The sequence below is a fragment of the Candidatus Poribacteria bacterium genome, assembly GCA_021295755.1.
In the GTDB taxonomy this organism is placed as follows: Bacteria; Poribacteria; WGA-4E; order WGA-4E; family PCPOR2b; genus PCPOR2b.
This window is the reverse complement of sequence record JAGWBT010000117.1, coordinates 12,463-26,567: the sequence shown is the minus strand read 5'-3', so window position 1 is coordinate 26,567 and position 14,105 is coordinate 12,463. Positions and strand designations below refer to the sequence as shown.

General features: G+C 49.3%; 8 protein-coding genes and 2 pseudogenes (1 of these 10 running past the window's edge). 8 read left to right on the top strand and 2 right to left on the bottom strand.

Annotated elements, in window-relative coordinates; translation table 11 throughout:
• The 7 genes and pseudogenes from J4G02_16475 to J4G02_16445 all read left to right on the top strand — a co-directional run.
• A pseudogene (locus J4G02_16475) lies at positions 1-1,254 on the top strand (iron ABC transporter permease) (it extends 311 nt beyond the left edge of the window).
• A gap of 47 nt (positions 1,255-1,301) precedes the next feature.
• A complete protein-coding gene (locus J4G02_16470; GenBank protein ID MCE2396153.1) occupies positions 1,302-2,360 on the top strand; it encodes an ABC transporter ATP-binding protein in 1,059 nt (352 codons plus the stop codon).
• A gap of 19 nt (positions 2,361-2,379) precedes the next feature.
• The gene (thiE, locus tag J4G02_16465; GenBank protein ID MCE2396152.1) at positions 2,380-3,063 is read left to right on the top strand and encodes a thiamine phosphate synthase; all 684 of its coding nucleotides are present in this window, start codon (positions 2,380-2,382) and stop codon (positions 3,061-3,063) included.
• Between the two features lie 16 nt (positions 3,064-3,079).
• The gene (gene thiD, locus J4G02_16460; protein MCE2396151.1) at positions 3,080-3,868 is read left to right on the top strand and encodes a bifunctional hydroxymethylpyrimidine kinase/phosphomethylpyrimidine kinase; all 789 of its coding nucleotides are present in this window, start codon (positions 3,080-3,082) and stop codon (positions 3,866-3,868) included.
• Positions 3,869-3,888: 20 nt separating this feature from the next.
• Positions 3,889-6,027, top strand: a complete 2,139-nt coding sequence (locus tag J4G02_16455; GenBank protein ID MCE2396150.1) for a hypothetical protein — start codon at positions 3,889-3,891, stop codon at positions 6,025-6,027.
• An 86-nt stretch (positions 6,028-6,113) separates the two neighbouring features.
• A pseudogene (locus tag J4G02_16450) lies at positions 6,114-6,353 on the top strand (hypothetical protein).
• 231 nt (positions 6,354-6,584) lie between these two features.
• Complete coding sequence (locus J4G02_16445; protein MCE2396149.1) at positions 6,585-6,782, top strand: hypothetical protein; 198 nt, start codon at positions 6,585-6,587, stop codon at positions 6,780-6,782.
• Positions 6,783-7,270: 488 nt separating this feature from the next.
• On the opposite strand, the gene J4G02_16440 is transcribed toward J4G02_16445, so the two are convergent.
• Positions 7,271-8,125: a PD40 domain-containing protein gene (locus J4G02_16440; GenBank protein MCE2396148.1), complete on the bottom strand. Its 855-nt coding sequence runs from the start codon at positions 8,123-8,125 to the stop codon at positions 7,271-7,273.
• A 661-nt stretch (positions 8,126-8,786) separates the two neighbouring features.
• Here J4G02_16440 and J4G02_16435 point away from each other — a divergent pair.
• Positions 8,787-9,587 carry a DUF4198 domain-containing protein gene (locus J4G02_16435; protein MCE2396147.1) on the top strand — a complete coding sequence of 267 codons (801 nt, stop codon included), beginning with the start codon at positions 8,787-8,789 and terminating at the stop codon, positions 9,585-9,587.
• Between the two features lie 372 nt (positions 9,588-9,959).
• Here the strand turns inward: J4G02_16435 and J4G02_16430 are convergent, their stop codons facing one another.
• Positions 9,960-13,586, bottom strand: a complete 3,627-nt coding sequence (locus J4G02_16430) for a DUF4097 family beta strand repeat protein (protein ID MCE2396146.1) — start codon at positions 13,584-13,586, stop codon at positions 9,960-9,962.
• Positions 13,587-14,105 lie beyond the last annotated feature (519 nt).

Genomic DNA, 14,105 nt, shown 5'->3' with positions numbered 1-14,105 from the left:
TTATTGGGTTTGAGTGGTCCCCATGGAACCTTTGCAAACCTGTTCGGACCAAGTTTTCCAAATCTCCGGGGATACTGGGGTGCCCTTGTCGCCCTCAGTTTTTACACTTTTCCTTATTTCTTTCTAAACCTCCGGACAGCACTATTGGGCTTGGATCCCGCGATTGAAGAATCCGCCTATAGTCTTGGCAGCAGATCTCAGGAGGTTTTTTTTCGGGCGATCTTGCCGCAACTTCAGCCCGCCCTCTATGCCAGTGGACTTCTCGTTGGGTTGCATGTGCTTGGCGACTTCGGCGTGGTATCTCTGATGCGATACGAAACTTTTAGCTATGCTCTCTACACGCAATATACCGCGGCTTTCGACCGTACCTATGCCGCGTGGCTTGCGCTAATGCTACTCGCGCTCACCGGCAGCCTGCTCTATCTCGAAGGGCGGTTGTTGCGCGGAAGCAAGTTTCACCGCGCGGGCAGCGGTACTTCACACCAAACCAGCCTAATCTCACTGGGTATTTGGTGGATACCCACTTACATGTATCTCGGTGTTTTGACACTCGCTAGTGTGATTGCTCCTATGGTGACAATTGGCTTCTGGACCCTCAAAGGCGTTGACAGCTCACATATGCAGGATTTTTTCCGAGCCCTTTCTGGCTCTTTTCTGGTATCAACACCTGCAGCTTTCCTCACCGCTGCTTTCGCAGTTCCCTTAGCCTACTTAGGTGTGCGATATTCATCTTGGATCTGTCGCACGCTGGAACGTGGTGCGTATATCGGCTATGCGACACCGCCGCTAGCGTTTGCACTCGCGCTCATCTTCTTTTTTCGGGGAATACCGGCGGTTTATCAGACGCTTTGGATCTTGATTTATGCCTATACCGTGCATTTTCTCGCAGAGGCGATCGGTCCTGTTCGCAGTGCGCTCTACCAAGCCTCACCCCGTTTGGAAGAAGCTGCGAGATCGCTCGGCTATCGTCCTTTCAAGGCATTTTTCAAATCTACGTTCCCGCTGCTACGCAGCGGCGTCATTGTCAGTATCGCTTTCGTTTTTCTCGCAGCAATGAAGGAACTTCCATTGACCTTCCTGCTTTCACCCGCAGGATACGAGACTTTAGCGGTAAACGTCTGGAGTTACACAACGGAAGCAATGTTCGCTGAAGGAGCGCGGTACGCACTTGCAATTGTGCTCTGCTCGGCACTGTTTGTCGGTTTGTTGTTAATGCAGGATGCGAGAACATCACATAAATATGCGGAAGTATAAAAGAGACGACATAATGTTCCATGTAACATAGTTTTCAAGGAGTTGCAATGCAGCCTCTGCTTAGTATCCGCAATATCACCAAGCGATTCGCTCATAACTTGCCCCCAGTGGTTGAGGACCTCTCTTTTGAAGTATACACCGGCGAAATCTTTGCTCTCTTGGGACCGAGCGGTTGCGGAAAGACAACCACGCTACGTCTGATTGCCGGATTCGAGCGTACTGATGCCGGAGAGATTCGCGTAGATGGGCAATGCTTTGCGGACTCTAAAGTCCACCTACCGCCTGAAGTGCGAGATATTGGAATCGTTTTCCAAGAGTACGCGCTCTTTCCTCACCTTAATGTGTTGCAGAATGTCGCCTTTGGGCTGAAGAAACTGCCCGTAAAATTACGCGATGCGCGCGTCATGACAGTGTTGGATATGGTGGGGATGACCCCATTCAAGAATCGAAAGCCGTACGAACTCTCCGGTGGGCAGCAGCAGCGGGTGGCATTGGCTCGCTCAATTGCTCCGGGGCCTAAGCTCATTTTGCTGGACGAACCATTTTCTAACCTTGATGCCGGTATGCGTCATTCCACGCGCGAGGAGATCCGAGCCCTCTTGAAGGACGCGGGGATGAGCGCGGTGTTTGTCACGCACGATCAGGAGGAAGCCCTCTGCTTCGCAGACCGGTTGGCAGTCATGCGGGACGGGCGTATTGAACAGATCGGCACACCTGAGACCGTTTATCACCATCCACAAACACCATTTGTGGCAGACTTTCTGGGCGTGACCAACCTAATCGACGGTGAAGCCGAAGGGAACTGTGCCGAGACTCCCTTGGGCAAATTTCGGATCGCACCATCAGCGCGTGGCAAGGTACTCCTTTCGATTCGCCCGGAGCATCTAGTCATGATTCAACCGGACGGGACAGGTCAAAATAACGGTGTCGGCGAAATTGTCATGCGTGACTTTAAGGGGCATGATCTGACCTATCAAGTGAGGATCGGAACAAGAAATTATGTCGTGCAGACCGACTACTGCTGTCCACTTCAGGTGGGTGCTCAGGTGACGCTTCAAGCTGTTGAACCTGCGGTAGTTGTTAAGCAAAATGAACCGCTGCCGTAACCGTAAGAAAGCATAGAAAGTGCCACAAAAGACAGTGCGCCGCCGAACAGCGGAAACGGCTACAAATCCTCCGCCCACCCATCCGCTTCATTTCAAGCTCTACGCTATCACCGATCGAGGGCTCTGTGCACCACGAACGCTGTACGACACCATCCATGACCTCTTAGATGTAGGGGTGTCCGCCATCCAACTCAGGGAAAAAGACCTGAGTGATGCCGAGTATATCAAATTGGCTGAACCCCTCTGCAAACTCTGCCACACCTATTCTGCTCAATTGTTTATTAACTCACGTATCGAGATAGCTATGAGCATCGGTGCAGATGGTCTCCATCTACCTGGAGATTCGGCGTCCATAGAAAAAGTAATAGAGCAGACTAATGGCTGCTTCATCATCGGCAGCTCCGTTCACACGCTCACTGAAGCGAAGCAGCGGGAAACCGAAGGCGTGGATTTTATCACCTATAGCCCGATCTATCCGACGCTCAGTAAACCGGATTATGGTCCTGCTGTCGGTGTCGAGGGGCTGCGGAACGTCGTAGAAGGGGTCAACATACCTGTCTTTGCGTTGGGTGGAATAACGCCTGAACGGGTTTCGGAATGTCTCGATGCCGGTGCATATGGGGCTGCGGTGATGTCTGGGGTGATGTCACCGGAGAACGGTGTGCAGCAGGCGAAGGTGTATCTGCAACAGCTATCGAAATAACGACGGGAGTTCCCATATGAAACAGATTTTGACGGTTGCTGGCTCAGATTCCGGGGGCGGTGCAGGGATTCAAGCTGACCTCAAATCCATCCACGCCAACGGCGGTTATGGACTGTCCGTCATCACGTCAATTACGGCGCAGAATACACGCGAAGTAACCCGCGCCTTCGACCTGCCAACCGATCTCATTGATGCACAGATCGACGCGATCTTCTCCGACTTCGATGTCGCAGCAGTTAAGACAGGAATGCTCTCGTCGGTCGAAATCGTGGGGGCTGTTTCGGAGAAACTACGTCACTATTCGCCAAGTCATATCGTGATCGATCCCGTGACGCTTTCCAAAAGTAAGTATCCCTTGCTCAAACCCGATGCCATTGAATGTTTGAAAATGGAGTTGCTGCCGCTTGCAACGGTTGTTATGCCCAACGTTCCTGAAGCCGAACTGCTCGCTGAGGATGAAATCCAGACAATCGATGATGCGAAGAGAGCAGCGAGAGTAATTCAAGGATATGGCTGCCAGAGTGTGCTGGTCAAAGGAGGGCATCTTTCGGGGGAAAAATCAACCGATGTTCTGTACGCGGGTGGGACTTTCACCCTCTTTGAGGCAGAGCGAATTGACACGAAGAACACGCATGGTACGGGGTGTACCTACTCTGCAGCAATCGCCGCGCACCTTGGACTTGGAAAAGACCTCGCAGCTGCCATTCAGTCCGCGAAAGATTACATCACGAACGCTATCCGCTATTCCCTCGACATCGGGGGAGGACACGGACCCACCAATCACTTCTACTTTTTGGATAGGTAACACTTGAGGAGATGGCAGAATTGAATCAACCCAAACTTTTTGAGGGGCTCAAATCCAATACCATCGTCACTGTTGCAGGTGTCGGATACCGTGACAGCATACCCGCTAAGGACGCAGATGTCGGTTGGCCCATGGGTGTAGGGCGACGCCCTGATGGCGACCTGATCGTTGCCGATATCCGTGCCCACCGGATCTGGCGTATCGACCAAGATGGTATCTTACACGCTTTTGCCGGGGACGGTGTGCCGGGAGTTTCTGGTGATGGCGGTCCCGCCATCAATGCGCGGGTGTACACACCCCACGATTTTTGCCTCGACAAAGAGGGCAACCTTTTCTTTTCAGAACTAGGTGCGAGAGGTCCCGACGAAGGGGCTAATACGATCCGTCGTATCGATTACAAGACCGGCATCATTACCCGCGTGGTCGGTGCCGGAGTGATGGGACGGGGCGGAGATGGTGGACCTGCGCTAGGTGCTGAGTTTGACACAACAACCGGCGTGGCGGTTGACGCCGAAGGAAATATCTTCGTGTGCGGCAAATGGGATAGCAATGTACGGCGAGTCGATGCAAAGACCGGCATCATTGAAACTTTCGCTGGTCAGAACACCCGTTACTATCCATTGGAGCAGGGACTGAGCAGGCCCTACAGCGGTGCCAACTACACCTTTGCCGGGTTTCATGGTGATGGGGGACCTGCATCAAAGGCAGCGTTCGGATTTCCTGAACACCTCGCATTCGACTCCAACGGGGATCTCTACGTCTGTGACAATGGCAACAACCGGATACGCAAGATTAATATGCGGACAGGAACGATTACAACCGTTTTCGGCACAGGTCAAGCGGCGTCCAACGGCGATGGTGGTCCCGCAGTAGAAGCGAGCACACATACGCCGGACGCTATTTTCATTGATTGCCACGATAATTTGTATGTCGGTGAGGTGGGTGGCTTCAGAGTGCGTAAGGTGGCCGCCCAAACCGGTATTGTGACGACGCTTGCAGGTACAGGCATCCCCGGTTGGGGGGAGGAGGGCACCCCCGGATCCGAAACGAAATGCAATCCCATCGAATCCGGTATCTGGGCTGATCCCGATGGCACCGTTTTCTACAGTGATTCTTCAGGACGTTTACGCCGAATTGACCCACAAACTGGCATCGTGACGACCATTCTGGGTGGTGACAGCATCCGTGATGGAGGTTCCTCCACCGAGGCGTTCCTCTCCTGTCCGAGGGGAATCTGTGTGGGACCGGACGGACATATCTACTTTGCCGATATGCAGAGTGATCGGATACGAGCGATTGATCCGGTCACCGGAATTATCCGAACCGTTGCTGGTAGCGGTGGTAGAGCCTATGGCGGTGATAATGGTCCTGCGACCGAAGCGTACTTCTTGAATCCCTATGACGTGTCGGTAGATAGGAGTGGTCGCATTGTAATAGCTGATACACTGAACGGGCGGGTACGGCGGGTGGATGAGAACGGTATGATTCATACCGTAGCGGGAACGGGCGAAAGCGCAGATCGGGGAGATGGCGGACCCGCTACCGGGGCTGGACTGACGGTTGTTTGGTCCGTCACGCATGGACCCGATGAAGATATTTATCTGGGGGACGCTGCGGGTCGAATTCGCAAGATTAAGGCTGGTACGGGCCACATCAGCACGGTGGCGGGTATCGGTATTCAAGGCTACACCGGAGACGGAGGTCCCGCAACAGAAGCGAGAATCGGCAGTCCATCGGCGCTTCGATTTGATGCAAGGGGAAATCTCTATTTTTCTGACCTCATTCACCACGTCGTGCGTCGGGTGGACACCGAAGGTGTTATTACAACCGTTGTGGGTTGTGGCGAGGCTGGGTTCTCCCCCGATGGCACGCCTGCCCTAGAGGCACAGCTTCACAAACCGTTGGGATTAGCGGTCACCGGGGACGGCGGTGTGTATTTCTCCGACTCGCGCAACAACCGGGTACGCCGGGTCGCCGCCGATGGAACGCTTCAAACGGTCGCGGGCAGCGATACACCGGGTGACGCAGGAGATGGAGGTCCCGCCACCGAAGCCAGCCTGAACGAACCGCATGGGCTCTGTTTCTACGGGGAGGACATACTGTTGATTTGTGATCACTATAACAGTCGCATTAAGGCGGTGAAACTCCCGAAACCGTAAGTATTATGGTTCTAGCCCGAGACACTTCTCCTAAAGAGAGATTGGAGCGTGTTGACATTTTGCTGTTGCTAATTTGGTAAACATTTCCCCAAGTTGATGAGATGCTCTCTCAGTTCAACGGAATGTCGAACCCGACCGCACGAAGTAGGATTGGGCGACAGGTATTGTCCCTCGTGCAGGAAGATTTCGCAGTAATTCTGTTGGCACCCTGCTTCCAATATACACTCTCGCCGTTAGAAATCCAGTTTGACGATAACCTCACCGACCTAATCGATCTGATTCAAAACATGAGCCAACTCACTGTGGAACGCCACCGGTCCGGTTAGTAATAGTTGCTAGCAACATTTACTAATAATCGGGCTAATCAGTTCAATGACTTTCTTAACATTTGCCGTTGAAAGCCTGATGCTGACTGACTTTGGAGCATCAGCGTTTTCTTTGGCATGGTAATTGCCTCTACTTTGGATTGTCCCGAATTCGGGAGATTCAGAAGAGTTCTATCTTTAGCAGCAGAAGTGGATTACTTGCTTCTGCAAATTTGAAAGGAGTTACCCATAATGTTAAGAAAAGCATTGATTCTCGGAATGGTTTTCATTTTTGCACTAAGTCTGTTAGCTGTGTCAATGATTACATGTTTTACCTATGACGCAGAAGCACACGACTACACGCACCCAGGCGATCACTGGGATTGCGGGGCTGCCGGGGTTTTCCACTTTGATCCAGGCTTCGCTGGCTGCACTTGGCAAACACATTAAAATCAGGCATCTTCGTTATGCTAAAAGCCTATGGCGGGGCTTTTAGCATAACGACCTACCTGCTTTGCTAGCTGTTTGGTCCTAAGCAGAATATGCGCCAGCCTATTTACAAATGACCCTAGATGAGCGTTCCTCCTCTGTTCTCAAATCGGTTTTCTATTTTTTGGGTTTGATACAGGTCAGCTTGTTTAGGCAACCCCTTTCCAATTAAGTCCCGACTCTGTTGTCTCGTTTAGGAACGGACGGAATAGTTGATTCCTCCGATCTATGCTGATTTATCGAGCAGCCTTGACAAGTCCCGATTCTCGGGATGCTCGGAACGGAACGGGAGCGGCTTGGTAATGTCCCGCTTAGATCCGGACAAACCAAGCCAGAAGTGGCAATTCGGATTATTATCACATGGAGTCTTCCGCCCCTCCCTTGGCGTTTATATTCCACCCCCGTACGCTCCCGTGTCTCAGCGAACACTGTTTTCTCAATAATGGCAGTTATCGGTCAATCTGCTTGAGCCATCCCCACATCGTAAACTTTTTGCCCGCGGGAGAAACCGAAAAAGGAGAGTTAAACCATGCAGGACTACCGTCACTATGGGAATTATTGGTGAGGTTTCGTTGATTCTCTCCATCGGCGTCCATCACATAGATTTCATAGTTTCCATCCCTCTGAGACGAGAAGGCAATGCGTTTACCGTCGGGCGACCATGAGGGTTTCCAGTCCTGATGGCGATTATTGGTGAGTCTTTGCTGATTACGCCCATTGGCGTCCATTACATAGATTTCAAAGTTTTGAAGGTCCCCCTTCCTATCAGACGCGAAGGTAATCCGTTTACCGTCCGGTGACCATGAGGGATACCAGTCACTAAAGAGATTTTCAGTAAGTCTTTGCTGATTACGTCCATCGGCGTCCATCACGTAGATTTCCTCAGTGATTGCAAACTTGTTTTCAAAGTGCCCAGCCCTACGGGCACTGAAGACGATGCGTTTACCGTCAGGAGACCATGAGGGAAACTTGTCTTCATCGGGATTGTTAGTGAGTCTTTGTTCATTACCCCCATCAGCGTCTATCACGTAGATTTCATAGTTAAAGTGCCCATCCCTATTAGACACGAAGGCAATCCGTTTATCGTCAGGAGACCATGAGGGAGACCAGTCATTATTGAGATTTTCAGTAAGTCTTTGCTGATTACGTCCATCGGCGTCCATCACGTAGATTTCAGGGTTCCCATCCCTATCAGACCCAAAGGCAATCCGTGCCTGTGCGTCAACGCATACCATCAATAGCGTCAGACCCAAAACTATAACACCAGCTAAAATGAAATGTGCGAGATTGTATCTCCGTTGCATCTGCTATTCCTCCTCTGTTCTCAAATTGGTTTATTATCTTTTGGAACTGATACGGGGCAGCTGGTGTTGGCAACCCCTTTACAATTAAAGTGAGGATTGTGCATAAATATATCTCTTATTATACAACTATTTGAGCAATTTATGTAAAATCGTATTCCAAAACAATGTATTAAACAAAACCACTAACATATTCCATCTCGAAACATTATGTGCATCTCTCAATTATAAAATATATCAACCAATAACCTCAAAATGCCAGCCAAATTTAAGGGGTCTGGACATATTATGTCAACACTTCCCAAAAGCGATTAGAATTTTTATTGGTTGGCTAGTATTCTATAATCGCAACGGGGCAGATGAATCCGTGAACCGTAAAATTTGTTCATGCCTGTCCCGAAATTGGAAGATTTAGAAGTGCTATCTCTGACAGCAGAAGTCGCTTGCCTTTGCAAATCTGAAAGGAGGTAACCATAATGTTACGAAAAACATTGACCCTCGGAACGGTTTTCATTTTAGCACTAGGCCTGTTGGCTGTGTCAATTGACCCTAGATGAGCATTCCTCTGAATTGCTCAAAAATCGGTTTCTTACCCTTTGGGGTTGATATAAAATAACGCGATTCTCAACTTTCGTAGAAAAATGAATTACATAGGAGGACAACCATGTCAAAACATGTGGCAACTTGTATTCTTGTTGCAACTTTTTTTACTGCGGTGATTGCACCGGCCTTTGGGCATGAGCAGCAGTGGATATTGCCCAACTTTTTCTATACAAACCGTGAATCCCCTTGGTTGGGTATGGAGCACACAGCGGGAGATCAACGGTTTGTCCCTGGACATGGGTTAGGAAGCCCTTTATGGATTATCCATCCAGAAGAATGGCGTATGGGGCGACCATCATCTATTTTTGTTGGTCAGACGAGGACTGTCGGGGAGATAAAACTGCGAGAGCCGGGCACCTATCGAATCGAAACAGATCATCCAGTCCAATATGTGACGGAATTTGAGGTAGACGGCAAGAAAAGGTGGGTTGGCAAATCGAAAGACCAGCTACCCGGCAAAAAGATTCTCCAGTCGGCACATCGATGGTCTCAGACCACCACTTTCGTGACGGTGAAGAAATATACGAAACGTGTTCTACAAGCTACCGGCGCATTTTTAGAAATCGTGCCAGTAACACATCCAAACAAGATTTTTGTGGGGAAGCCATTTGCAGTTCGCGTTCTGTCAAGAGGTGAATTAGTTCCGGGCCAAGAGGTCCAAGCTTATTCGGAGATGGACAGCGGATATGACACACCGATAGCAACAGTTACCAACGCCAAGGGTGAGTGTGAATTAATCTTTCCATCTTCCGGTATGTATCTACTAACCACCCGACTCCGTCAGGATGCCAAAGATTCTTCCCGTGCCAATATTGATGTATTTAATGTATCAATGCTGGTAGAAGTTAGAAAGAAAAAGTAACAGTATTAATGCATCTTCTATCGGTTTGGTACGTCGACCACTCGCTATTTTGATTACGATTATAGTGGACCTTAGAATTATAGTAGATGTTAGAATTAATGAGACACTTTATCAGGGGGACTTTGAAGATTTCGCGCCGGTTGAAATTATTGGTAAATGTATCCTTATTTCTCGTGTTTACTATAATGAGACACTCCAAACCGGTGCGGTTAGGATGCCGCCCCTACCGTTCTCCCGTTTGGTAGGCACCATTTCCAACTGTGCCGATGCGGTGCGGTTGGAAACCGCACCTACCGGGTGGCGAAAGTGTCTATTTATTTTTAGAATTCACTATAAATATTAACAGAACCTAGTTCCAACGCTGATAGTTTCTCAAAATCTTCGTGACAGAAGCAAGATGGGGACGAAATTACGTTCCTTCCGCAACGCACGCGCAATTTCAAACCGGAGAGCAACAGACGGATCGCCGATGAAGAGAGAGACTCCAACTCCAACCGATGTGTTGAAGCGATTTACCCTGAGGTTTTCATCATTAAACCAAGCGTATCCTGTATCCAAGAAAGCTGTCACCGCGCCTAAAGGTCCCTCACTTTCATCTATATATCTAATTTTTCCAAAATGGATCCGGTATTCGATATTAAACAGGAGCATACTATCCCCGACGAACTCTTTGAAATCATAACCGTGTAAGGTGCCGACACCACCTAGATAGAGTAGGCGTTGTCTGGGAAGTGGTCTATCAGAAAATGCACCTTCCAGACGAAAATCCAGATTGTGGTTACTTAGCAAAAATTGGTTATAGCGCACAATCGTAAAGTGATAGAGATTAAAATCGAAGTCGCTATTGAGCCTTTTATCCGCGTATTCGACGGAAAAATTCCCTCGCCAACCGTGCTTAGCACGGTAATTCTGCATTTGACGGGTCCCCCAAAGCAAGGATCCCGATCGGATCGGGGCTAGAGCCTTCAAGGTGTTAAAATTATAGCTCACAGTTACGCTACGAAAATGACCCTCATCAATTCGCAGGTTACTCCGCTTTAGGACGTTTTTATTAAACAGACTCCAATCGGTTGACTTAAATAAGATTTCGTGATCTTCATCAGTAAATTCCAGTGTGATGTTCATCGATCGCGTTAGTTTACCCCTTACTTGAGCCCGATACCCCTTGCGCTGATAGTAATCTAGGGAGGTAGACCCAAGGAAGAAGGCACCAAGGAATTCGCCACCTTCAGACCATCCAGCATAGCGATTAGCATCAGTCTGCTGGTACACACGTCCGCCAATAGTCAGAGCATGGTTGTCGAACAAAGTCTTTTCAGCCCCTAGTTGATAATTCCAAATTTTACTTGACAGCCCGCTGCTGATCCCCCCATAGATTTGTGCGTCTGCCTCTCGGGTGGAAATGCCCGCACCGCCACCCAAAATTAAGCCGTGTACACGGTTAAAGTCAAAGATTGGCAGCCAATTCACCTTGAGCCGTGATCGCTCCTCAACTTCAATAGAAAGCACGTTCCGGTCCCCTTCCCGTTTCACTCCCCAGTTTTTGATACGCTTGAAGTAGAGGTTATTTCTATTGAGTTTTGCGCGCATCTGATTGAGGCGCTTTGTGCCAATCTGTTTGCTATAGGCGTCACCCTGCTTGAAACCGAGTGCGTCGGTCAGTTCCGTGCGCGTAATTCGATGGTTTCCGGAAAAACGGATGTCGTCCAAATGCCCTTCGTCGATGTCAATCAACAGATGCGTACCGGAAAATTGGTGGGTAATTTGCACAAGGTCGTAACCGTGATGCCTATAAAGGTTTTCAATCAGTTGACATTTGGTGTTCAGTTCCTCGATTGAAGTGCGCCCTTGCTTCAACCCGAATGCTGCGCGCAGGAATGGAGATATAAAGTATCTGTTTCGTTGTATGTTAAGGCGTTCCACAACACCCGTCGGGGCTTCGGCCACATGAATACGCAGATTCACCTTAAAGATTGGGATTGGCGGTGGCTCATCGCCTTCCTCGACCGCCACCTCTTCGATGATATCGCTTGTCCCTATACGCACATCGCTAAACCAATCGAGTACTTCAAATTCACGGCTGAGCCATGACAGTTCGTCAACGGAAATGATGTCCCCCGGCTGGAAAGGGATTTTCTCAAGGAGTTCTGATGTTGGGATGTCACCGTTACCCTCAACTTCAATGGCGGCGAGCGAAAACTGCTCTACGAATTCAAAGCCCTGTGCGGACTCCGAATTTTCTGGCTCTGCCAAACGTATGGTTCCCATCCGATCGGACCAATGGGGCCACCAAGGTTGAATTTCGTCATAAGAGGGTGACCAGTAACTATACTCGATCGGTTTTGACGAGGACTCAGTGGTATCTCCCTGTGTTTTGCGATGTAAGTTAAACCGCCAATTTTTAAGTGCAGTAGGTTCGAGTGCATCACGGGGCAGCGCAACCTCTACGCTCCAAAAAGTCGGAGTAATCTGCGTTTCAACTTGAGCGCGAGAATCCCAATCAGGCTTTGCTATCCTTTTGTAAGCAGTTTCAACGTCGGGATCCAACGGATAATTCGCTTTGATGTGCTGATCAAACACCGTACCAATTGGGTTGATGACAAGGTGGTGATAGGTTGGGTTCGCTGGATTCGGATCTACTAGAATCTCGAATGTGTCATCAAGCCAAACGGATGAATCTGGATTGGTTTGTGTAATCTGAACCTGCTTCATCTGCGAATCATATATTCTAGCACCGATATAGAGATACTGGTCATCCCACAGCAGAAATGCCTGTGTCGGTTCGTTTGGCAGTGTGGCTGCATCTGCCATAGAAAAGGGCGAAAGCGGTATCGACCTTGCCCAAACTTTCTCGAATAAATTACCGTCAATTATCGGCTGTACAGAGGCACGAGGGACGCTAACCGTTGGTGGTGGTGGCAGATCGTCTTCGGCGTAGAGATCGTCAACTTCTACCTCATTATCGTCCGTTTCAGATTCGGTGGAAACAGATTGAGCGGGTAAAATGGTGATTCCTTGGCTTGCGCTCATTTTAATCAGGGGCCCGCCACCGTTGATCCAGCCTTGGACAATATCTCCCACATAGGCGGTCTCAAGTTCCACTGGCAAGTCAATGGTAATCGCGCGTGGGTCGTCTTTCTCAATCCGTATCTCAAGATCCGCCGGGTAACTTTCTGGCAAACGCAACGAAATTGCTCCGTCAGATGTATCGAGAATCATGTTCGCTGCAATCTCATCCAAAACCACAAGATCTATCGAACCGGATCGCGTCGCAAATATGTTGTTACCACCGGTCAGGAGAACCTTCCCGTAGATTCGCCCTTCTTGAGCGTTGACCTGATACGCTCCCATTGCTTTGTCAAGATGGACATTGCCAACATTCGTTGTCAAAGCCATGCTGCCACGGATTCCGTGTACGCGAATATCTCCGGATTCCGTCTGGATTTCGAGAGTTAGATCGGGCGGCGTTTCGATGAAGCAGTCTAGACGAATCAGTTGGGCATCTAAATCGGGAAATTCTGGGAGACGCGGGGTCAGTAGCAGGATATCGTCCTTCGTGGAAATTTCCAATTGCACCGCGTTGAGGTAGGTTTGGACAACTTCTTCATTGGCACCTGTCCCATGTTTTTCAAGTTTGACGGTAACGTCGTCCTTCGGTGTTGCATTCAGTTCCACACTCCCCGCGAAGGGCAAAGTCAGCTCAAGCCCATAAACATCGTCATAACTAACCTGTTGTTCGGAGGTCGAACGATACTGCGAGGAATTCTGCCCGGAGGCAACGGGTGTAACTGCTTCTTCGGCTCCGGTTTTGTTGCCGCCATGCTGTGATAGGGAGTCTTCAACTTTTGGAGCATTGGTGCTCACAATTCCGTTTTGAGAGTCCGCAAAGTTGACTCCGACAGATCGAAACAGACGCTGTGCACTCCCCGTCCCTGCATGAATAACGCTATAGGACAGGCAGATATAAAAAATGAGAGCAAGTTTTGTAATGGTACGCATCCTCGGAGCTACCTCAAGTTGAAATGCGGTATTTCCAGCTGCTATAGCATTGGACTGGAAGGTTTGCCAAAACGTTGAAATTGCTGATGATTTCAACGTTGCTTTGAATCTCCTAACAAATCGGGATTCCTCCGAAACGGAGTCCTCGGAACGAGATCGGAACTCAACCGATTTTATCCGGGCTGTTCTAGCTTGTGATGTTTTCGTGTGGGAAACTCTTATTTAGTCGATGGGGTTTCAGCGTACTGGATTCCAACAGATATTTCCGAGGAACGGGAAGAGCTCCAGAAAAGTGTCCGATGGCGAAAAGTTTAGCAGATCTTCGACTGTGCGTCAAACAGATCTTTTTCCTAATATTTTTTGTTTGTGTTTTCGGAGAAGTTGTAGTAACCTTTCTTCGGCTGATAGAAATGCCTAATTGGGATGAAAGGAGTGAGATCTAATGTCTCAAACCACACAACTCCATGACATCAGTTCACAACGCGAATTGTTTGTTGACCACTATCTCATTGACAGGCT

Coding starts and splice junctions, on each gene's coding strand:
- J4G02_16470 (MCE2396153.1), top strand. CDS start 1,302: ATGCAGCCTCTGCTTAGTATCCGCAATATCACCAAGCGATTCGCTCAT.
- J4G02_16445 (MCE2396149.1), top strand. CDS start 6,585: ATGTTAAGAAAAGCATTGATTCTCGGAATGGTTTTCATTTTTGCACTA.
- thiD (MCE2396151.1), top strand. CDS start 3,080: ATGAAACAGATTTTGACGGTTGCTGGCTCAGATTCCGGGGGCGGTGCA.
- J4G02_16440 (MCE2396148.1), bottom strand. CDS start 8,125: ATGCAACGGAGATACAATCTCGCACATTTCATTTTAGCTGGTGTTATA.
- J4G02_16430 (MCE2396146.1), bottom strand. CDS start 13,586: ATGCGTACCATTACAAAACTTGCTCTCATTTTTTATATCTGCCTGTCC.
- J4G02_16435 (MCE2396147.1), top strand. CDS start 8,787: ATGTCAAAACATGTGGCAACTTGTATTCTTGTTGCAACTTTTTTTACT.